We start from the raw sequence: 20,847 nt of genomic DNA, 5'->3' as shown, positions 1-20,847 counted from the left end.
AAACAAACACAACAGGCCCAGGTGCAGCAGTCAGCAGCACGCTCACGCCTGGGCGAAAAATCCTTCGGTGTGGATCAGCTCGGGCTTGGCGCCCAGGGCCTTGGCGGCGGCCACACAGTCATCGACAAAGCCGGTGGTGCCCGCGACGAACACGCTGTGGCCACTCAAATCGGGGAAATGCTGGCCCAAGATGGCCGGAATGCGCCCTTGCAGCGCGCCCTCTTGCGCATCGCGCGTGAGCGTGGGCAGGTAGCGGAAATTGGGGTAGCGCACTTGCCAGTAGCGCATCAGGCCCACGTCGTACAGGTCGGCGGCTTCGCGCGCGGAGAACATCAGCGTCACGGGCTGCTTGTAGCCACGGCGCAGCGCCGCTTCGGTGAGCGACAAGATGGGGGCCAGGCCCGAGCCAGCAGCCAGGCACAGCACCGGGGTATCGACCGAGGGGTCGCCAATGAAAGTGCCGTGCGGGCCAGAGAAACGCAATTGCGCCCCCAGCTGCACTTCGTCGTGCAACCAGCGGCTGGTGCGCCCGGCAGCAGTTTCGGGGGCATCGGCATCCACACGGGTGACCTGCAGGCGGATTTCGCCATCTGCACGGGGTGCCGTCGCCAGCGAGTAGCTGCGCACGGGAACGCCATTGCTCGGATCGCCCAGTTGCACGTACTGGCCGGGCCAAAAACGCATAGGCTCACCCAGGGGGCGCAGCACAAATTCGGTAATGCGGGGCGTGCGGGCAATGCGATCGACCAAGATGGCGTACTGCGATTCACGCGCCGGAAACAATTGGGGTTTGGCGTCTTCGGTGCCCCACTCAATTTCGAGTTCGTCGGACAGCGGTTTGGCCATGCACATCAAGCCGAAGCCTTGGGCACGCTCGTCTTGCGACAGTGCCATATCGAGCACAAAGCCCTGGTCGAACTGACCAGCGCGCACTTTCACCTTGCATTCACCGCAAGCGCCAGCGCGGCAGTTGTTGGGCAGGGCGTAGCCTGCACGTTCGAGGGCTTCGAGCACGGTCTGGCCGTTGTCGCATGCGACGGTTTGCCCGGAGGGATACAGCTTGATGTGGGGGGTCATAGTGGTATTTGCGAAGTTCTGAAAAAGCGGAACGGTTAGAACACGGGGATGATGTCGTCCAGGTCCACGTCCGAGACTTCCTCGCCGGTGATGCCCACCTCGGGGATCGCAGGGAAGGGGATGTCATACTTGTCCAGCGCGCCCTTGAGGTTCAGGATGGCAGTGCGCCAGTTGTTCTTCTTGGCCTCGTACTCGGGAATGGCAAAACCAGCGCTGCGTGCCACGGTCTCGCCATCGCGCTGGTTCTGGATGAAGTCTGCTGGCAGATCCCAGAACTCCATGGGCGGTTCGAACAGCACGGCGGACAGGAACAGGTAGCCGGCACGGATCTGCTTGGTGATCAGGGCACGGTCTTCCACGGCGATCTTGGGATAGTCACGCTCCATCAGCGCCAGGCAGATACCCATGTGGCGGCCCTCATCCTTGCCGATATTGCGGAAGGCTTCCTTGAACACCGGCTCGGTGCAGCCAGCAGCCATCTGGTGGAAGATGGTGGCGGCCGCGATCTCGCCCATCAGGAAGGAGCTGAACAACACGGCCAGGCTGTATTTGGGCACGGCCGTCTTGTAGCCCGCCCAGTAACGGGCACCGTTGTGGTAGAGCCACTTGGCGTTCTTTTGCAGGCGCTTGCCCAGTTCGGTCTTGGGCGTGTAGGTGATCGGATCAGGATGCTCCAAGAACTTGGTGATGGCCATGCCGCACATCTGCTCGTGGTTCTGCTCGTCCTGCGTGACGCTGAAGAAGCAGCGGCGCACAGCATCTTCCTCATGGGCCTCGTAAGTCTTGATCAGTGCCGCAGCGAACACCGGTGGTGCGGAAGCGTCGAACACCGACAGCAGCGTCCACCAGTAGGCGATGGCCTCGCGCTGCTCCCAAGTGTATTTATTCACATCGAACGTATCCCAAGGCAGTTTCTTGGGGTCCCAAACCTCGCGGCGCGAGGCATCCCAGATTTCCTCCAGCTTTTTCGTGTGCTGGTGCCAGGACAGCGGGTAGACGTTGGGCTGCTCGATGGCAGGCGGGAACTCCATCGTGTGGGCAAGTTTTTCTTTACGCATGGCGAGATGTCTCCTTGTGAAGGTATTTAAATAACCGACCGGTCGGTAATAAAAAGGAGGGGTGATTCGGGCATCACCGCCCCCAGAACCGGCCCATTCATGAACGGGCCGACTTCCAGCCGCCCCTGCGACATGGCAGGGGGCGGTGTTCTTGAAACCAGTTACCTCGGGGCCGCCCTGCGATCAGCGTGGCCGTTGGTCAATCACCCGGCGGGCCTTGCCCACCAAGGTGCGCTCAATCGCGCCGTAATCCAGCACGTCCACCTGGGTGGTGATGCCCACCAGCGTCTTGATGCGGTGCTGGAGCCATTGGCCGATTTTTCGCACCTCCTCAGTGCCCGACGGAATGCCGGGATGCAGCTCGCAGCGCACGGCCACCTTGTCCAGAGTGCCTTCACGGGTGACGTGGATCTGGTACTGGCCGGAGAGCGAATGGTGCTGCAGTACGATTTCCTCGATCTGCGTGGGAAACATGTTGACGCCACGGATGATGAGCATGTCATCCGAGCGGCCCACGATCTTGCCCATACGCCGGAAACTGCGCGAAGTGGGGGCCAACAGCCGCGTCAGATCCCGCGTGCGGTAGCGGATCATGGGCAGCGCCTCCTTGGACAAGGAGGTGAACACCAGCTCGCCTTCCTGTCCGTCGGGGAGCACTTCGCCGGTCTGCGGATCAATGATTTCGGGGTAGAAATGGTCCTCCCAGATCACGGGGCCGTCCTGGCTTTCCACGCACTCGCTGGCCACGCCCGGCCCCATAATTTCAGACAGGCCGTAAATATCGACGGCAGCAATGCCAGCCTTGGCCTCGATCTCCTGGCGCATCGCCTCCGTCCAGGGCTCAGCCCCGAAAATGCCGACTTTCAGAGAGCTGTCCCGCGCATCCAGCCCCTGGCGCTGAAACTCCTCCACGATCACCTGCATGTACGAGGGGGTGACCATGATGATGTCCGGCTTGAAGTCCTGGATGAGCTGCACCTGCTTTTCCGTCTGCCCGCCGGACATCGGCACCACCGTGCAACCGGCCCGTTCGGCTCCGTAATGCGCTCCCAAGCCGCCGGTGAACAAGCCATACCCGTAGGCGATGTGCACCATGTCACCGGGGCGGCCACCCGCAGCGCGGATGGACCGCGCCACCAGGTTGGCCCAGGTGTCGATGTCCCTGGCGGTGTAGCCCACCACCGTCGGCTTGCCCGTGGTGCCCGAGGAGGCATGGACGCGCAGCAACTGGTTGCGCGGCACGGCGAACATGCCGAAGGGGTAGTTATCGCGCAGGTCTTTCTTGTAGGTGAAAGGGAACTTGGACAGGTCGGCCAGGGTTTTTAGGTCGCAGGGGCGGACGCATTTTTCGTCGAATGCCTTGCGGTAATGCGGCACATTGTCGTAGGCATGTTGCAGCGACCAGCGCAGGCGCTGCAGTTGCAGCGCCTGGATCTCGTCGCGGCTAGCGGTTTCGATCGGCTCCAGTTCTCCCGGGGCGGGGCGTGTGACGGTCATGGGTTTGTCTCCGGATTTTTTTGTTGATGGTGGTTCTGCTTGCGCCGTTCAGTCGGGCTGGGGCAAAGACACGGTGAGGCGGCCCTTCATGGTGTAGGAACGCCCTCGAAAGGCGGCAACCAGCTCGTCGCGCTGGTTGCGCACGGTGACGTCATACACCCCGGTACGCCCGGCGCGGGAAACCTCTACGCCTGTGGCAATGAGCACATCGCCCAGGCGAGCGGGGGCAACGAAATCGATGGACAGGCCCGAGGCCACCGTCATCTCGTTACCCGCGTTGCAGGCAAAGGCGAAAGCGGAATCGGCCAGGGTGGTGATGAAGCCGCCGTGGCAGGTGGCATGGCCGTTAAGCATGTCGGCGCGAACCGCCATCGTCACCGTGGCACTGGTGGGGCTGATGGCCACCACCTGCATGCCTAGGGCCTGCGAGGCACCGTCGTTGGCGTACATCGCAGTGCGGACGTGTTCGGCCAGTTGTTGGGGGGTCAGACTTGCTTGCATGGAAAAAAGCGAAGGGGAAAAAACAGGGGGAACGAACCGTTGGGTGTCAGCGGTCCGTGAATTGCGGCGGACGTTTCTCGGTGAACGCCAGCACGCCTTCGCGGTAATCGCTGGCCTGACCCAAGCGGCGCTGGTGCACAGCCTCCTGGGCCAGGGCGGTGGGCCAGTCCAGCGTCAGCGCCGCATCCAGAGCCGCGCGGGTCGTCACCAAAGCCTGGGTAGGCATGGCGGCCAGGCGTTGGGCCAGGGTTTGCGCCTCTTCGGCCAGCGCGTCGTCTTCGACACAGCGCCAAATCAGGCCAATACGCTGGGCGTCTTCGGCACTCAGCTTGTCGCCCAGTAGCGCCAGCCCCAGAGCGTTGGCGCGGCCCACCAGGCGCGGCAGCAGCCAGGTGCCACCGCTGTCGGGCAGTAGGCCGATTTTGGTGAACGCCTGGATGAAACTGGCCGAGCGTCCCGCCAACACCAGATCGCAGCCCAGGGCAATGCTGGCCCCGGCCCCGGCCGCCACGCCATTGACAGCCGCCACCACCGGCACCGGCATGGAACGCAGGCGCAGGCACAGTGGCGCATACCAGCGCTCGATCACGTCGCCCAGATCCTTGGCGGCAGCGCCCGGGGCCGTATCGGGCGCAACGGCGGGGTCAGCCAAATCCTGCCCAGCGCAAAAGCCGCGCCCGGCACCGGTCAGCACGACGCAACGCACGTTGGTATCAGCCGCCGCAACCTCCAGAGCGGCCAACAATTGGGCATGCAGCTCGGTCGTGAAACTGTTCAGGGCCGCCGGGCGGTTCAGGGTCAGGGTCTGCACAGCGCCCGATCGGGACGCCAAGACAAGAGGTTCGGACATAGAGGACAAGCTGTTCAAGGGTGAAAAGGGGTAATCACGTTGTCAATGCTGTTTTGCGATAAGTCAAAAACATGTTTGACCGATCGGTCGGTAGATAATATGCTGTGAACGCATTCTGATGCAAGTCAAACCGACCCCCAGAAAAACCCTAGGAGACTTTTCATGACCCTGTTCGATACCCACCGTGCCCTGCTCGACGGCGCCCTGGCCGCCTGCGCCTCGCGCGCTTACTGGTCGCCGTTCCCAGAAAACGCCTCGCCCAAAATTTATGGCGAGACTGCGCAGGCCGATGGGCAAGCCGCTGTGGAAGCCTTGCTAGGCCAGGACTACCCACTCCAACAGCCCGGCGAGACGGGCCGCATTGCTACCGAACGCTCCCCCTACGGCGTAGAGATGGGCGTGCGCTACCCCGAATGCAGCGTGGACGCCCTGATTGCCGCCGCCCAAGCCGCTGAACCCGCCTGGACAGCCCTGGGCGCGCAAGGCCGCACCGGCGTGCTGCTGGAAGCGCTGACACGCATCCACAAGCGCACGCATGAAATCGCCCACGCCGTGATGCTCACCACCGGCCAAGGCCCGATGATGGCTTTCCAAGCCGGTGGCCCACACGCCCAAGACCGCGCCCTGGAAGCCATTGCCTACGCCTACAAAGCCCAGGCCGATGTGCCCGCCGAAGCCACCTGGGAAAAGCCCCAAGGCAAAAACCCACCACTGGTGATGAAGAAGCACTTCAACATCGTGGGCCGTGGCATTGGTCTGGTCATTGGCTGCGCCACCTTCCCCACCTGGAACACCTACCCCGGCCTGTTCGCTGCCCTGGCCACGGGCAACCCGGTCATCGTCAAGCCCCACCCCAACGCCGTGCTGCCTGCGGCCATCACCGTCAGCATCGTGCGCGAGGTGCTGAGCGAGCAAGGCTTGGACCCCAACCTGGTGACCCTGGCGCTGTCCAACGACCCCGCCCACACCCAAGCCCTGGCCAAGAGCCCCGCTGTGGCCAGCATCGACTTCACTGGCAGCAACCAATTTGGCCGCTGGCTGCAAGACAACGCCCGCCAAGCGCGCCTGTACGCCGAGATGGCTGGTGTGAACAGCGTCATCATCGAATCGACCGACCAGTACAGCGCCATGCTGAACAACTTGGCCTTCACGCTGTCGCTGTACAGCGGCCAGATGTGTACGACGACGCAAAACATCTACATCCCCAAAAACGGCATCCAAACCGACCAAGGCGCCAAGAGCTTTGACCAGGTGTGCGACGACCTCGCCGCCGCCGTGCGCGCGCTGGTGGACAACCCCCGCGTGGCCACCGCCGTGCTGGGTGCGGTGTGCGCCCCTGAAACCGTGGGCCGCATCGAAGAAGCTGCAGGCAAGGGCCGCGTGGTGCTGGCTTCACAAGCCCTGCCCCATCCGCAGTACCCCAACGCACGCATCCACAGCCCGGTCATCGTCGCCCTGACGGAAGCGGACCGCGCCACCTTCGCCAACGAATGCTTTGGCCCGATCTCTTTCCTGATCGCCACCGAATCCAGCGACAGCGCCCTGGCCACTGCCCAGTCCACGCTGTGCGAGCACGGCGCACTGACGCTGGGCGTGTACTCCACCGACCGCGCCTACATCGACCGCACCGTGCAACTGTCGCACCGCGCCCGTGTGGCCCTGTCCATCAACCTCACGCAAGGTGTGTATGTGAACCAGTCGGCCGCGTTCTCTGACTACCACGCCAGCGGCGGCAACCCGGCAGCCAACGCCAGCTACACCACGCTGGCTTTTGTGGCCGACCGCTTCGTGGTCGTGCAGCGCCGCGAGCACGCCTAAAGCGCAGGAGAGCACACGATGACGAGCTTGCCCGATCCCATCGACAACCCCGAAGCCCTGCTGCAAACGCGCGATGCGCGTGGCGTGGTGCGCCTGACGCTCAACCGCCCCGACGTGCGCAACGCCTTTGACGAACCGCTGATTGCCCTCATCCGCCGCACCTTTGAGGCGCTGGCGCAAGACGACAGCGTGCGCGTGATCGTGCTCGACGCCGTGGGCAGCCTGTTTTGCGCCGGGGCCGACATTGGCTGGATGCGCCGCGCCGCCGCGCGCGACCAAGCAGCCAACCTGGAAGACGCACGCCAGTTCGCGGGCATGATGCACGCCATGGCCAGCTGCCCCCACCCCGTGGTGGCACGCATTCAGGGCGCGGCGTACGGCGGTGGTGTCGGGCTGGCTTGCGCGGCAGACATTGCGATTGCCAGCGACAAGGCGCTGTTCAGCGTCAGCGAAGCACGCTTTGGCATCTTGCCCGCCGTTATCGGCCCCTATGTGGTGAACACCGTGGGCCTGCGTCAGGCCCGCCGCTTGGCCCTCACGGCTGCCCCGGTGAATGCGGCCGAAGCGCTGGCCATGGGCCTGGTACACCAGGTCACCACGCCCGAGGCGCTGGACGCAGCCGTGGAAACCACCATTGGCCAGCTGCTCAACAACGGCCCCAAGGCACTGACAGAAATCAAGCGCCTGATGGATCAGTTGGAAGTGGGCCCCATCACCGAGTCGGTGCGCGAACTGACGGCACACACCATCAGCCGCGTGCGCTCGGGCAGCGAAGCGCGCGAAGGCTTTGCGGCTTTTGTGGCCAAGCAGCCTGCACCCTGGGTGCCGCCCACTCAAGGCTAGACCTACTAGCGCAAGCTCAAAAACCTTGCCAACACCCCAAAACCGCTATCCAGCCACACTCGCTGGGTAGCGGTTTTTTTGATGCTACGCACAGCAAAAAGCGCTCTTCTCGATGGCGACGCATTTTTTGTTCGATTCCGCGCAGCTGGGCACTTTACTCCTGCGCAACCGCGCCAGCAGCATCGTGCCCAACGCCCGGACCACCACCTACTGCGGCCAGAGCGCCAGCGCCAGGCTGAGCATCTCTGAAGGTACCCCCATCAGCCAGCAGGGCCTGGGCTATACCGACTCCCCCCGGCTGGAGTATTAAAAAGGATAGCTGCAGTCACTTATGAATAAAAAATAATTGATATTTTTTATATCAAAATCCTTTTATCTATTTGCCAAGAGCACTATGTTTACAGGAATTCAGCGCCCCATGCCCAGAGGCGGTGGAGCACTATGGACAATGCGGCTGAACAAGCGCTCGTAGGCCGGGTCGGGCGTTGCGCCCTGGGCCAGCACGTCGGTGTTGCTGGCAAAGGCGGCATCCATCGCCGCCCAGTCTTCGTCGGTTAAGTGCTGGAGTGCGGCGGGCAGCACCACGGTCTCCTCCAGACGCATGTGCTCCAGGTAGAAGGTGATGTAGCGGTCCAGTGCTTCAACGAAGGTGGCGCGGCGGCTCTCGCCCATCAACTCCCAGGCCAGCAGCAGGTGGCCCAGCTCGCGCACGGCGGCCTCACCCCCGGCGTGCTCGCGGTCCAAGCGGGCGATGGCCTCGGCCACCTCCGGCGCCCGCTGGGCGATGGGCGGGAAGAGCAGCTCCGTCTCCTTCGGGTGGTGCTGGCGCTCGGGAAATTCGTCGATGTAGAACAGCATGGCACGCATGGCGTCGAAGAACGTGCCCGCTTCCTTGCCGGGGCCGCGTTCGGCCAGCATGCGCAGGGAGCGCAGGATGGCGGCCAAGGTGCCGTGTTCTTCGCGGATGACCTTGAGGGTGATGGAGGACATGGTGCAGAAATCTCCCGAATGGTGATGGGCACCGGGCTGCCGCAGGCAGCAATCGATGCGATTGGTAGGTAATAGCCTGCTACGGTAACAAATTTCCGACCGTTCGGTCAATGAATGATTCTGACGGGGCCTGGAGCATACCCGGGCCACACGAGTGCATAGCGTTTGAAGTCGCGACGAGTCCCTGCCAACCGCAGTTAAAAACCACATACAGCCAGCAACATGCCTACAGCCCTACCGCCGTCCCTATCGAAGGTAGCGCACGCACAAGCCACTCACACTCCCAGCGGCAGCCGCAATTCAAAACACGCCCCGGGGGCTCCATCGCTGCGCCCCAGGCAGCGCACGCTGCCGCCGTGGCGCTGGGCGATGCTGCGCACCAGGGCCAGCCCCAGGCCCACGCCGCCGCTGCGCTCGCTGGCCCCGGGCAGGCGGTAGAACTTTTCAAAAATGCGTTCGCGCTGCTCGGGCGGCACGCCGGGGCCGTGGTCTTGCACGCGCACGATGGCCTGCTCGCCTTCGCGCAGCAATTCCAGGCTGATGCTGCCCTGGCTGTAGCGCTTGGCGTTTTCCAGCAAATTGCGCACCGCGCGGCGCAGCAGTCGGGCGATGCCGGGCACTTCAAGCGCGGTGGTGTGCAGCTGCAAATCGGCATCGACGCGGGCGCATTCTTCGGCGGCCAGGCCGATCAGATCGACGGCCTCGCTGCTGCCCACGTCCACGTCCGGCTGTTCTAGGCGGCTGGCCAGCAAAATTTCATCCACCAGTTGGTCCAGCTCGGCAATGTTGCGGCGGATTTCTTGCTGGGCGCTGCGCTGCTCAGGGGCATCGCCCATCAGCTCCAGCCCCATGCGGATGCGCGCCAGCGGCGAGCGCAGCTCGTGCGAGGCATTGGCCAGCAGGCTTTGGTGCGATTGCACCAGGGTCTGGATGCGCTCGGCCGCAGCATTGAACTGGCGGGCCAGATCGGCCACTTCGTCCTGGCCCTGGGTGGGCACGCGCACGGCCAGATTGCCCTCGCCAAACTGCTGCACGCTGCGTTGCAGGTTTTCCAGGCGCTTGAGCAGCCGCCGGATGATGGGGAACACGGCCAGCGCCACCGCCAGCCCCACCAGCCCCAGCAGCCACACAAAGCCCAGCGGCGGGCGCAGCCAGTAGCTGATATCCAGGGGGCTGGGCGGCGGCGGCGGGCGGCCCCGGTGGGGGGTCATCTCCAGCAGGTAGGCCTGGCCATCGTCGCCCTGGATGGCAAAGCGCAGGCTGTCGGTAGCGCTGCCATTGCTGCCATTGCCACCACTGCGGCGGCGCTGGCGCTCAAAGCTGCCTTGCAGCACCACGGCCCCGTTGGCATCGGTGACGGTCAGCTCGCGGGCCAAGGTGCCCTGCACGCTGTTGCGCACTTCGTGCTCTTGCGCCATCTTCCAGGCCAAGCCCACCAGCAAGGTCAGCACGGCCACGCCGCCGACCACGGCCAGCCAAATGCGCAGGTACAGGCGCTGGGCAAAGGCTTGGAACATGCTGGCGCCTTCAGTCCTGCTGCTTGGCAAAGACGTAGCCCACGCCGCGCACGGTGAGAATGCGTTTGGGGTTTTTCGGATCCAGCTCAATCGCCGCGCGGATGCGGCCCATGTGGACGTCGATGCTGCGGTCAAAGGCTTCGAGCTCGCGCCCGCGCACCACCTCCATGATCTGGTCGCGGGTCAGCACCCGCCCGGCGCGTTCGGCCAGGGCCACCAGCAGGTCGAACTGGTAGCTGGTCATCTCCGCCGCTTGCCCGTTCACCGTGACCAGGCGGGCATCGCGGTCGATTTCCAGGCCGCCAAAGCGCAGCACCGGGTGCGCCGGTTCGGCCACGGCAGCGGCCCCGCGTTGGTTGCGCCGCAAAATGGCGCGGATGCGGGCCAGCAGCTCGCGCGGTTCAAAGGGTTTAGGCAGGTAATCGTCGGCACCCATTTCCAGGCCGACCACGCGGTCCATCGGGTCGCCTTTGGCGGTCAGCATCAGCACCGGCACCTCGGCGGCGGCACCGGGCAAGGCCCGCAGGCGGCGGCACACTTCCAGCCCATCCAGGTCGGGCAGCATCAGATCCAGAATCAGCAAATCGGGCAGGGGCTGGCGTTGCAGTTGCTGCAGGCCGCTGGTGGCATCCGGGCAGTGCGCCACCGATAGGCCGTTGTTCCCCAGGTAGGTGACGACCATGTCCGCCAGGCGCTGGTCGTCTTCAATCATCAATAGGTGTTGCTGCATGCTCATGCGCAGGCAGTGTAGAGGGCGCAGTTGTCTGTTGTGTAAAGCGGCGGGGCTGCTACCAATAAAGTGGCTGTTTTCGCTTTTGAATAAACGACTTCAGATATGAAAGATGCTGAAATCGTTTATTTGTCAGCGGAAAAAGCTTCTCTTTTTGGTGTGCTGCGCGTCAGGTAGCGCAGCAATTGGTCCATCAGGGCATACAGCTCTTCGTAGCGCCCCGGGGGGCGGGCCTGCAATGCCTGCGCGGTCTGGATGAAAGGCGACGCCGCCAGTTCGCCGTGGCAGTGGGCGAGCATGGCGGCCACGCTTTCGGGCGTGGTTTCCAGGTGGAATTGCAGGCCGATGGCCCGCTGGCCGACCTGGAAGGCCTGGTGCGGGCACGCCGCGCTGCGGGCCAGGTGGATGGCCCCGTCCGGCAGGTCGAAGGTTTCGCCATGCCAGTGAAAGACTTCTGCCGTGGCCGGAAAGGCAAAGCCGCTGCCCTGCGGCGCACAGCCCTGGATGGGGAACCAGCCGATCTCCTTGTGCTGCGCCGGGTAGACCCTGGCCCCCAGGGCCGCCGCCATGAGCTGCGCCCCCAGGCAGATGCCCAGCACGGCCTTGCCGCTGCGAATGGCCTTGCGCAGCAGGCGCTTTTCCGGGCGCAGCCAGGGCAGCGCGGCTTCGTCGTTGGCGCTCATGGGGCCGCCCAGGACGATCAGCACGTCGAAGGCGCTGACCGGCGGCAGGACGGCCCCGGCCTCGAACAGCCGGGTCGTCGTCACCACCACATGCCGGGCGGTCAGCCAGGCGGCGATGCTGCCCGGCCCTTCAAACGGCACATGCTGCAAAACGTGTACGCGCATGGGATGCACCCCCCGCATCTCAGCCAATGGCCCGCTGCGGCGCGGTGCGGGCGTGGGTGGTGTACAGCGTCAGGCCGGTGAAGGCCAGGCCACCGACGATGTTGCCCAGTACCACGGGGATTTCGTTCCAGATGAAGTAGTCCATGACGGAGAAGTTGCCGCCCAGCATCAGCCCCGAGGGAAAGAGGAACATGTTCACCACCGAATGCTCGAAGCCCATCGCGAAGAACAGCATGATCGGCATCCACATGGCGATGACCTTGCCGCTGACGGTGGTGGAGATCATCGCGCCGACCACGCCGGTGGACACCATCCAGTTGCACAGCACGCCGCGCAGGAAGATGGTGGCCCAGCCCATCAGCCCGTATTCGGCATAGCCCAGGGTGCGGGCCTCGCCGATGTGGCCGATCTTCTGCCCGATCTCGCCCGGCGGCACGGAAAAGCCGTAGGTGAAGATGAAGGCCATCATCCCCGCCACGGTCAGCGCCCCCAGGAAGTTGCCGACGAACACCAGCCCCCAGTTGCGCAGGATGCCGCGCACGGTGACGCCGGGGCGCTTGTCCAACAGCGCCAGCGGGGTGAGCATGAACACGCCGGTGAGCAGGTCGAAGCCCAGCAGGTAGAGCATGCACACGCCGACGGGAAAGAGCAGCGCCCCGATCAGCGCCGAGCCGCTCATGACGCTGGCACTGACGGCGAACACCGCCGCCAGCGCCAGGATGGCCCCGGCCATGAAGGCGCGGATGAGGGTGTCGCGGGTGGACATGTGGATCTTGGCTTCGCCGGTATCGACCATCTTGGTGACGAATTCGGCGGGAGAGAGGTAGGCCATGGGAATACTCCTGCAAGGGTGGGAAATCAGGGGAAAGCGAAGAAAGAGGCCATCAACGCACTGCCGGCAGCGCCCGCTGCGCCGGGCCGGCCAGCGGGCGGGTCTGCGCCAGGGCGTGCCCGGCCAGTTCGGCAGCGTCCAGGTAGACGGCCCCGGCGGCCACCTGCACACGGAACACCGGGGTGCTGCCCTCGTCCGGGGCCAGCGCCTGCCCGTCGGCCAGGCCGATGGTCCAGTTGTGCAGCGGGCAGGCCACCTTGTCGCCAAACACCATGCCTTGCGACAGCGGCCCGCCCTTGTAGGGGCTGTAGTCCAGCAGGGCGTGGACGGTATCGGCGGCGGTGCGGAACAGCGCCACTTCCAGCCCCCGGGGCCGGGCCACGCGGCGTGCGCCCTGGCGCGGGATGTCGTCCACTTGGCAGATGTATTGCCAGTTCGCTTGGGATGTCATGGGGATACCTTTCCTGTTCAAACGGTGGCCGCGGTGGCGGGGACGATGGGGATGAACTGCCGCGCATCGACCCGCGCCCTGTCGCCCTCGAACCAAGGGTCCGGCTCGCCCTCCAGCGCCGCTTGCAGCCGCGCCCACAGCGCCTGCCGATTGGCGGCGTCCTCCAGCACCTTCTGCCTGACGTGCTCCAGGCCGACGCGGGCCACGTAGTGCGTGGTGCGCTCCAGGTACCAGCCCTCCTCGCGGTAGAGCTGGAGGAAGGCGCCGCTGATCTCCAGCACCTCCTCGGCGGTTTTCACCTTGGTGAAGAACTGCGCCACCTCGGTCTTGATGCCGCCGTTGCCGGCGATGTGGATTTCCCAGCCGGAATCGACACCGATCACGCCCACGTCCTTGATGCCGCTTTCGGCGCAATTGCGCGGGCAGCCGCTGACGGCCAGCTTGACCTTGTGCGGCGCGTACATGCGCCACAGCGCCCGCTCCAGATCGCGCCCCAGCTGGCTGCTGTCCTGCGTGCCGAAGCGGCACCATTCGCTGCCCACGCAGGTTTTCACGGTGCGCAGGGATTTGCCGTAGGCGTGGCCGCACGGCATGCCGATGTCGCGCCACACTCCGGGCAGATCCTCCTTCTTCACGCCCAGCAGGTCGATGCGCTGGCCGCCCGTCACCTTCACGCCGGGGATCTGGTATTTGTCCACCACGTCGGCAATGCGGCGCAGCTCGGCGGCATTCGTCTCGCCGCCCCACATGCGCGGGATGACGCTGTAGGTGCCGTCCTTCTGGATGTTGGCGTGGCTGCGCTCGTTGATGGCGCGGCTTTGCGGGTCGTCCAGCGCCTCCTTGGGCCACGTGCTGATCAGGTAGTAGTTGATCGCCGGGCGGCAACCGGGGCAGCCGTCGGGCGTCTGCCACTCCATGAAGGCGAAGACTTCCTCCTTGCTGACGAGATGGTGCGTGCGGATGGCATCGCGCACCGCCTGGTGGCCGTGTTCGGTGCAGGCGCACACGGGCTTGGCAGCGCTGTTGGCCGCATACGCGCCGCCCACGGTGGCCATCAAGAGCTGCTCCACCAGCCCGGTGCATGAACCGCAGCTGGCGCTGGCCTTGGTGTGCTTGCGCACTTCGTCGAGGGTGAACAGGCCCTTTTCCTTGATGGCCTTGCAGATGGTGCCCTTGGTCACGCCGTTGCAGCCGCAGACCTCGGCATCGTCGGGCATGGCGGCGGCCTGGTTCTGCCCGGCGTGGCCGCCTTCGCCGAGGTTGCTCTGGCCCAGCATCAGGCTGCTGCGCAGCTCGGCCACGCTGCGGCCCTCGCGCAGCAGCTGGAAGTACCAGCTGCCATCGACGGTGTTGCCGTACAGGCAGGCGCCGACCAGCTTGTCGTCCTTGAGCACCAGCTTTTTGTACTGCCCCGCGCCGGGGTCGCTCATGACGATTTCCTCCGTTCCCGCGCCGCCCATGAAGTCGCCCGCCGAGAACAGGTCGATGCCCGTCACCTTCAGCTTGGTCGAAGTCTGCGACCCCAGGTAGCGGCCAATGCCGAATTCCGCCAGGTGGTTGGCCGCCACCCGCCCCTGCTCGAACAGCGGCGCCACCAGCCCGTAGGCAATGCCCCGGTGCGCCGCGCACTCGCCCACGGCGTAGATGCGCGGGTCGGTGGTGGTCTGCATGGTGTCGCCCACGACGATACCCCGGTCGACGTGCAGGCGCATCGACTCGGCCAGGGCCGTGTTGGGGCGGATGCCCACGGCCATGACCACCAGATCGGCCGGGATTTCGCTGCCGTCCTTGAAGCGCACGGCCTGCACGCGGCCAGCGGCGTTGCCCAGCAACGCCTCGGTCTGCGCCTGCATCAGGAATGCCATGCCGCGCTCCTGCAAAGCCTTTTGCAGCATCTGCCCGGCCGTGGGATCCAGCTGGCGATCGAGCAGCCATTCGCCCGCGTGCACCACCGTCACCTGCATCCCGCGCTTCATCAGGCCATTGGCCGCCTCCAGCCCGAGCAGGCCGCCGCCAATCACCACGGCGTGCCGGTACTGCGCAGCCGCGTCGATCATGGCCTGCGTATCGGCAATGTCGCGGTAGGCCAGCACGCCGCCCAGATCCTTGCCGGAAATCGGCAGCATGAAGGGGTTGGAGCCGGTGGCCAGAATCAACCGGTCGTAGGGCACGCTGATGGTCTCGCCCGTGCCGCGCACCGCCTGCACGGTGCGCCGGGCACGGTTCACCTCGGTCACGGTGCAGCCGGCGTGCAGGGTGATGCCATGCCCGGCATACCACGCCCAGTCGTTGAGCACGATCTGCTCCAGCGTCTGCTCCCCCGCCAGCACGGGCGAGAGCAGGATGCGGTTGTAGTTGGGATGCGGCTCCGCGCCGAAGATGGTGATCTCGTACAGATCGGGCGCGATCTTGAGCAGCTCTTCGAGCGTGCGCACCCCCGCCATGCCATTGCCGACCATCACCAGTTGCATTTTTTTCATAGCGCCCTCTTGCAGTGTTCATGAGCGGCCCCACCGGGCCACGCAGAGAACAAAGCAAGAACCATGCCAATGCAAAAAATGAAACCGCCCCCTTGCCAGAAACGGGGCAAAAGCCATCGGGCGCCATGGCCTTGCACGGAAATTCACGCCATTTTTTGGTGCAAACAATGCTGCAACGCACCAAAGCAGGAACAGAAAACCGGAACCAGAGGCTTGCGTCAGCGCCCCCGCTTCCAACGCTTGCGCAGCAAGCAAGGAAGCCCGTCCCGACAATGCCGCCGTCAGGGCGCAGGCCGTTTATTTCCCGCAACGGCTTCCCGTCTGACTCACCGTGGTTGTCCGAGCGCAGCGCCCGCAGGGCGCGAAGCGAGTTCCACGGTGCCAAAGCTGCGCCAGCACGCTTTCTTTGCATCCTTTCTTGCGCGTGCAAGAAAGGATGTCGCCCGCCGGGGCGAGTCCCGGCCAGCAGAAACGAAAAAAATAGCTACCCCCACACAAAAACAAACAACTTCAGCAATAAAACAACCTGAAATCGTTCATTAAAAAGCGCAAGCAGCTACTTATTTAATATCGCCCCCGAAACGGCAAACGCGGCAACTGCTCCCGCAGGATGCCCCACGGACTGCGCCCACTCAATTGCGCCACGATGACCGCCTTCAGCGGCGGCAAGTGCTGCGCCCCCTGCAGCACGATTTGGCGCAGCAGCTTGGGGGCCGGGCGCGCATCGGTAAACAGCTTGACTACGGCGTTGGTGCCCTGAAACAGCGGCCAGGCATGCCGGTGCTGGCTGCGGCTGTAGGCGGCCAGCACACTTTCGTGCCCCCAGTCCTGGCCCGCATGGTAGGCACTGGCGACGGCGCTGCTTAAGCGCTCCACCCCCGACAGGCCCAGGTTGAAGCCATGCGCCGTCACCGGGAGCATGCCCACAGCGGCATCGCCCAGCAAGGCAAAGCGTGGCCCGCTGAACTGGCGGGCATAGGTGGCCACCAGCGGGTAATGGTGGCGCGGGCCCAGCAGCTCCATCTCGCCCAGGCGGTGCTGGAAATGCGCCTGCACCTGGGCGCTGAAATCCGCTTCATCGAGCTGCATCAGGCGGGCAATGTCTGGGCTGTCGCTGGTCACCACCGCCGAGCACAGGAGATCGCCCGTGGCCGGGTCGGGCTGCAGCGGCAGGATGGCCAGCGTGCGCTCGTAGCCAAAGCACTCGTGCGCCACGTCATGGTGCTCCAGCGTGTGGCGCATGCGGCAGACGATGATGCCGCGGCCAAAGTCCGTCATCTGCGCTGCCACGCCCAGCATGCGGCGCACGGCAGAAAAGCGGCTGTCCGCCGCCACCACCAGCGGCGCGGACAGGGGTGGCGCATCCACCCGCACGCCCCCTTCGTGTACCTGGTAGTGCACTTGGGCGCACTGCGCATGCCGCACCACCTGGGTGACGGTGGCCCCGGTAATCAGCCGGATGTTGTCATGCGTTTGCGCGGCCTCAAACGCCGTGCGGCGCAGGGCGCAGTTGGGCACGATGCGGCCCAGCTCGTGCATGTCCTGGCCCACGGTGTCGATAGTGAGCGTCGGGCGCGCGCCCACCGGGCCATCGTGCACGATGGCCTGGCGAATAAAACCTTGCTCATGCGCCAGCAAACGCTGCCAGGTGCCCAGGCGCTGCAAGGTCTGCACGCTGGGCTGGGTCAGGGCAATTTCGCGGCCATCAGGGGCCGGCTGGGCCAAAGCAGGCAGGCTTTGCTGCTCCAGCACCGTGGCGTGCAAACCCGCGTGGGACAAGGCCAGAGCCAGCGATAAACCTGCAGGCCCGGCACCTACGATCAAAACATCGGTATCCATAAAAAGGCGCAATCAGAAGCAAAAGAGGGAACAAAAAGAAAACAGCCACCCCCCAGCACCACAGTCGCAAAACCCGGTCAGAGGGCACCAAAAGCTGGCGGCTATTGTCCCCGCTTCTGCCCCCAGAGGCAGGAACACCACAAACGCCCCTGCCCCGCTTGCAGCCGATGCGAACAGGCAGGGTACACTTGCGCTTCGTGCGTCTTGGGCGCCCTTTTCCCTCACCGTCTTTTCACGTAAACATGGCCGCTGATACTCCCAGTGCTGTCCACTCTTTCGACCTGAAAAGCGCCGAACTGCCGGTGCTGGCCGTGACTTTGCGCAGCACCGAGGTCGAGCAGGTGATTGCCGACTTGGCCCGCCGCTTGGCCGATGATCCGGATTTTTTTGATAACGACCCGGTACTCATCGACTTGCAGCATGTCCAGCACCACCCCGAGCCCATTGACTTTGCGCGGCTGATTGCCGCCTTGCGCCACCACCGCACCCGCCCGGTGGCCGTGCGCAGCGGCAGTGCTGCCCAAATGCAAGCGGCCCATGAAGCCGGCCTGGTGCCCGCCCCCGATGCCACCATCGCCCGGCCCAAGGAGCGCATTCGCGAAGTGGAGGTGGAAGTCATTCGCGAGGTGCCCATCCCCGTTGAAGTGGTGCGGGAAGTGCCGCTGGAGGTCATTCGCCCCACCATGGTGATCGACAAGCCCCTGCGCTCCGGCCAGCAGGTGTACGCCAAAGGAGCCGATTTGGTCGTACTGTCCATGGTCAGCTTTGGGGCGGAAGTGATTGCCGATGGCAGTGTGCATATTTACGCTCCCTTGCGCGGCCGCGCCGTCGCTGGTGCCCGAGGCGATACCGAGGCGCGGATTTACACTACCTGCATGCAACCACAACTGCTTTCTATTGCCGGCACCTACCGCGCACTAGAAACCGATTTACCCCCGGATGTAGCAGGCAAACCCGCACAAGCACGCCTGGAGGGGGACAAGCTCATCATTGAGCCCCTGGCCTCTTTGTCCTGATAACTACCGCAAATTCACATTTGCCCCCTAGGAACCCTGCTCTATATGGCCAAAATTATTGTGATCACATCCGGCAAAGGCGGTGTGGGCAAAACCACCACCAGCGCCAGCCTTGCCGCAGGCTTGGCCCTGCGTGGCCATAAAACCGTCGTGATTGACTTTGACGTGGGTCTGCGCAACTTAGACCTCATCATGGGCTGCGAACGGCGCGTGGTGTACGACCTGATCAACGTCATTCAAGGCGAGGCCAACCTCCACCAGTCCCTGATCAAAGACAAACAGTGCGAGAACCTGTTCATTTTGGCCGCTTCGCAAACCCGCGATAAAGATGCCCTGACCGACGAGGGCGTGAAAAAAGTGCTGGACGATCTTGCCGCCATGGACTTTGCCTACATCCTGTGCGATTCGCCCGCCGGCATTGAAAGCGGCGCTTTGCTCGCCATGCGCTACGCCGATGAGGCCATAGTGACCACCAACCCAGAAGTCTCCTCCGTGCGGGACTCCGATCGCATCTTGGGCATGCTCAGCTCCAAAACGCACAAAGCCAAAGACGGCGGCAGCATCAAAGAGCATTTGCTCATTACGCGCTACAACCCGGCCCGGGTCGAAGAGGGGCAAATGCTCTCGATTAAAGATGTTGAAGACATTTTGCGCATCCCCCTGGTGGGCGTGATCCCCGAATCTGAAATTGTGCTGCAAGCCTCCAACCAAGGTATTCCCGTCATCCACATGCCCGATGCCGATGCCGCCCAAGCCTACCAAGATGTGGTGGCCCGGCTGCTGGGCGAAGAGCGCCCGATGCGCTTTACCGAGGCGGTAAAGACTGGATTCTTCAAACGCATTTTTGGCGGGAGGTAAGCAGCCATGTCGATTATTTCCATGCTGCTGGGCGAAAAGAAAAAATCTGCGGCCATTGCCAAAGAGCGCCTGCAAATCATCCTGGCCCGCGAGTGCGTCAATGGCAGCAGCGCCGAACCCGACTATCTGCCCGCACTGCAGCGCGAATTGATGGCCGTGGTCTCCAAATATGTCTCGATCAACCCCGAGGACATCAAAGTCAATTTTGAGCGCCAAGACAATCTGGAAGTGCTCGAAGTCAAGGTCGAGTTGCCAGAAGCCCCCGCCACGGCACGCTAATCACCCATCTGCGTGGTGGGCCAACGGCAAGGTCAATCGGACGGCGCTGCCAAGCGCAGGCCCAATTGACCTGCGTGGTAGAGCAAGGGCGCAACGCTTTGGTGTTGGCACTGCAGCACTTCGCCCACGATGATGAGGTGGTCGCCCCCGTCATACTGGTGGCGCAGCGCACATTCAAACACGGCCCCGGCCCCCGGGATAATTGGCACCCCCTGGGCATTGGCCTGCCAATCCACCCCGGCAAAGCGTTGCTCCACTTTGCTGGCAAAACGCCGTGCCAGCGCCTCTTGCTCCAGCGCCAGCACGTGAATAGCGTAGTGCTGGCAGCTTGCAAACACCGGGTACAGCGAGGTCGCACGGCCCAGGCTCCACAACACCAGCGGTGGATTGAGCGATACCGCATTGAAGGAGCTCACCGTCATGCCCACCGGCTGGCCGGCGGCATCCACCGTGGTCACAATCGTGACCCCCGTGGCAAATTGCCCCAAGGCATCGCGCAGTTGATGCTCAGAAAACGGGATGGGGCAATCGGGAAGGGTCATGGGCCAAGCTTTCAAGAAAGTGCAGGTGTTCGGATTTTTTTGGATAAACCAATAATTATCCAAGGTCTGCACAAACTTAGAATCACCCCTATGCTGCATTACCTGACCATTCCTGTTACCGCCTTTCAACAAAACTGCTCTTTGCTGTGGTGCGACCAGACCCACGAAGCGGCCCTCATTGACCCCGGCGGCGATATCGACACCCTATTGGCCCAGCTCCAGGCGCAGCAGCTCACCCTCACCGCCCTGTGGCTAACCCACGCCCACATCGACCATGCCGGCGGGACGGCGGCCCTGGCCCAACAAGCCAATGTGCCCATCATCGGCCCCCACCGGGGCGACCAGTTCTGGATTGACGGCCTGCCCCAACAAAGCCTGATGTTTGGTTTTCCGCCTGCGGACACCTTTATCCCCACGCGCTGGCTGGAAGATGGCGACACCGTGCAAGTCGGCCGCGAAACCCTGCACGTGCGCCACACCCCGGGCCACACCCCTGGCCATGTGGTGTTTCATGCCCCGCAAATTCAGCGCTGCTTTGTCGGCGATGTGCTGTTTGCCGGCAGCATTGGCCGCACGGATTTTCCGCAAGGCAACCACCAGCAACTGATCGACAGCATCACCCAGCGCCTGTGGCCTATGGGCAACGACACCATCTTCATCCCCGGCCATGGCCCCGAGAGCAGCTTTGGCCAGGAGCGCCTGACCAACCCCTTTGTCGGCAACACCTGAAAGCCAGCCGCCCCCCAGCAGGGCAAATTTACGGGTTTGGCCCCTTTTGAGCGCCACCAAAGCCCGATAAGCTGCAGTTTTCGTTTGATCCC

General features: G+C 64.0%; 21 protein-coding genes. 7 read left to right on the top strand and 14 right to left on the bottom strand.

The genetic code is table 11. From position 1 onward, the window contains the following. Positions 1-42: 42 nt before the first annotated feature. The 5 genes from J1777_RS01550 to J1777_RS01530 all read right to left on the bottom strand — a co-directional run bounded on the left by J1777_RS01550 (position 43) and on the right by J1777_RS01530 (position 4,983). Positions 43-1,077: a 2Fe-2S iron-sulfur cluster-binding protein gene (locus J1777_RS01550; RefSeq protein WP_207574073.1), complete on the bottom strand. Its 1,035-nt coding sequence runs from the start codon at positions 1,075-1,077 to the stop codon at positions 43-45. 35 nt (positions 1,078-1,112) lie between these two features. Further along, positions 1,113-2,135, bottom strand: coding sequence for a hypothetical protein (locus tag J1777_RS01545; RefSeq protein WP_207574072.1), 1,023 nt, complete (start codon positions 2,133-2,135; stop codon positions 1,113-1,115). Positions 2,136-2,318: 183 nt separating this feature from the next. Further along, positions 2,319-3,632 (bottom strand): phenylacetate--CoA ligase PaaK, encoded by a 1,314-nt coding sequence (gene paaK, locus J1777_RS01540; protein WP_207574071.1) that lies wholly within the window; start codon positions 3,630-3,632, stop codon positions 2,319-2,321. 48 nt (positions 3,633-3,680) lie between these two features. Beyond that, positions 3,681-4,133, bottom strand: coding sequence for a hydroxyphenylacetyl-CoA thioesterase PaaI (gene paaI / locus J1777_RS01535; RefSeq protein ID WP_207574070.1), 453 nt, complete (start codon positions 4,131-4,133; stop codon positions 3,681-3,683). Between the two features lie 46 nt (positions 4,134-4,179). Then, positions 4,180-4,983 carry an enoyl-CoA hydratase-related protein gene (locus J1777_RS01530; RefSeq protein WP_207574069.1) on the bottom strand — a complete coding sequence of 268 codons (804 nt, stop codon included), beginning with the start codon at positions 4,981-4,983 and terminating at the stop codon, positions 4,180-4,182. Between the two features lie 162 nt (positions 4,984-5,145). Between J1777_RS01530 and paaN the strand changes: the two genes are divergently transcribed. The 3 genes from paaN (at position 5,146) to J1777_RS01515 (ending at position 7,954) form a co-directional block, all read left to right on the top strand. Then, a complete protein-coding gene (paaN, locus tag J1777_RS01525) occupies positions 5,146-6,801 on the top strand; it encodes a phenylacetic acid degradation protein PaaN (RefSeq protein ID WP_207574068.1) in 1,656 nt (551 codons plus the stop codon). A gap of 18 nt (positions 6,802-6,819) precedes the next feature. Further along, entirely contained in the window at positions 6,820-7,644 is an 825-nt protein-coding gene (locus J1777_RS01520) for an enoyl-CoA hydratase-related protein (protein ID WP_207574067.1), read from the top strand. A gap of 112 nt (positions 7,645-7,756) precedes the next feature. Beyond that, entirely contained in the window at positions 7,757-7,954 is a 198-nt protein-coding gene (locus J1777_RS01515; protein WP_207574066.1) for a hypothetical protein, read from the top strand. 98 nt (positions 7,955-8,052) lie between these two features. On the opposite strand, the gene J1777_RS01510 is transcribed toward J1777_RS01515, so the two are convergent. The 8 genes from J1777_RS01510 to ubiM form a co-directional block, all read right to left on the bottom strand. Further along, the gene (locus J1777_RS01510) at positions 8,053-8,634 is read right to left on the bottom strand and encodes a hemerythrin domain-containing protein (RefSeq protein WP_207574065.1); all 582 of its coding nucleotides are present in this window, start codon (positions 8,632-8,634) and stop codon (positions 8,053-8,055) included. Positions 8,635-8,909: 275 nt separating this feature from the next. Continuing rightward, complete coding sequence (locus J1777_RS01505) at positions 8,910-10,151, bottom strand: ATP-binding protein (protein WP_207574064.1); 1,242 nt, start codon at positions 10,149-10,151, stop codon at positions 8,910-8,912. Between the two features lie 10 nt (positions 10,152-10,161). Next, positions 10,162-10,881, bottom strand: coding sequence for a response regulator (locus J1777_RS01500; RefSeq protein ID WP_479723406.1), 720 nt, complete (start codon positions 10,879-10,881; stop codon positions 10,162-10,164). Positions 10,882-11,006: 125 nt separating this feature from the next. Continuing rightward, positions 11,007-11,729: a type 1 glutamine amidotransferase gene (locus tag J1777_RS01495; protein WP_207574062.1), complete on the bottom strand. Its 723-nt coding sequence runs from the start codon at positions 11,727-11,729 to the stop codon at positions 11,007-11,009. 19 nt (positions 11,730-11,748) lie between these two features. Then, positions 11,749-12,561, bottom strand: a complete 813-nt coding sequence (locus J1777_RS01490) for a formate/nitrite transporter family protein (protein ID WP_207574061.1) — start codon at positions 12,559-12,561, stop codon at positions 11,749-11,751. A 52-nt stretch (positions 12,562-12,613) separates the two neighbouring features. After that, on the bottom strand, positions 12,614-13,012 hold the full coding sequence (gene nirD, locus J1777_RS01485; RefSeq protein WP_207574060.1) for a nitrite reductase small subunit NirD: 399 nt from the start codon (positions 13,010-13,012) through the stop codon (positions 12,614-12,616). A 17-nt stretch (positions 13,013-13,029) separates the two neighbouring features. Further along, entirely contained in the window at positions 13,030-15,492 is a 2,463-nt protein-coding gene (nirB, locus tag J1777_RS01480) for a nitrite reductase large subunit NirB (protein ID WP_207574059.1), read from the bottom strand. A 564-nt stretch (positions 15,493-16,056) separates the two neighbouring features. After that, positions 16,057-17,331 carry a 5-demethoxyubiquinol-8 5-hydroxylase UbiM gene (ubiM, locus tag J1777_RS01475; RefSeq protein ID WP_207574058.1) on the bottom strand — a complete coding sequence of 425 codons (1,275 nt, stop codon included), beginning with the start codon at positions 17,329-17,331 and terminating at the stop codon, positions 16,057-16,059. Between the two features lie 242 nt (positions 17,332-17,573). Between ubiM and minC the strand changes: the two genes are divergently transcribed. From minC to minE, 3 genes are read left to right on the top strand one after another with little or no spacing between them, the layout of a single operon-like run. Then, positions 17,574-18,347, top strand: a complete 774-nt coding sequence (minC, locus tag J1777_RS01470) for a septum site-determining protein MinC (protein ID WP_207574057.1) — start codon at positions 17,574-17,576, stop codon at positions 18,345-18,347. Between the two features lie 45 nt (positions 18,348-18,392). After that, complete coding sequence (gene minD / locus J1777_RS01465) at positions 18,393-19,205, top strand: septum site-determining protein MinD (RefSeq protein ID WP_207574056.1); 813 nt, start codon at positions 18,393-18,395, stop codon at positions 19,203-19,205. A 6-nt stretch (positions 19,206-19,211) separates the two neighbouring features. Beyond that, entirely contained in the window at positions 19,212-19,484 is a 273-nt protein-coding gene (minE, locus tag J1777_RS01460; RefSeq protein WP_207574055.1) for a cell division topological specificity factor MinE, read from the top strand. A gap of 32 nt (positions 19,485-19,516) precedes the next feature. Here minE and J1777_RS01455 read toward each other — a convergent pair whose 3' ends face one another. Further along, a complete protein-coding gene (locus J1777_RS01455) occupies positions 19,517-20,026 on the bottom strand; it encodes a flavin reductase family protein (RefSeq protein WP_207574054.1) in 510 nt (169 codons plus the stop codon). A 90-nt stretch (positions 20,027-20,116) separates the two neighbouring features. On the opposite strand from J1777_RS01455, the gene J1777_RS01450 reads away from it, so the two are divergent. Beyond that, positions 20,117-20,755 carry an MBL fold metallo-hydrolase gene (locus tag J1777_RS01450; RefSeq protein ID WP_207574053.1) on the top strand — a complete coding sequence of 213 codons (639 nt, stop codon included), beginning with the start codon at positions 20,117-20,119 and terminating at the stop codon, positions 20,753-20,755. The last annotated feature ends 92 nt before the right edge of the window (positions 20,756-20,847 follow it).

The sequence above is a fragment of the Comamonas denitrificans genome (genome assembly GCF_017368815.1).
GTDB classification, from domain to species: Bacteria; Pseudomonadota; Gammaproteobacteria; order Burkholderiales; family Burkholderiaceae_C; genus Comamonas; species Comamonas denitrificans.
This window is presented reverse-complemented; position numbering and strand designations above follow the sequence as displayed.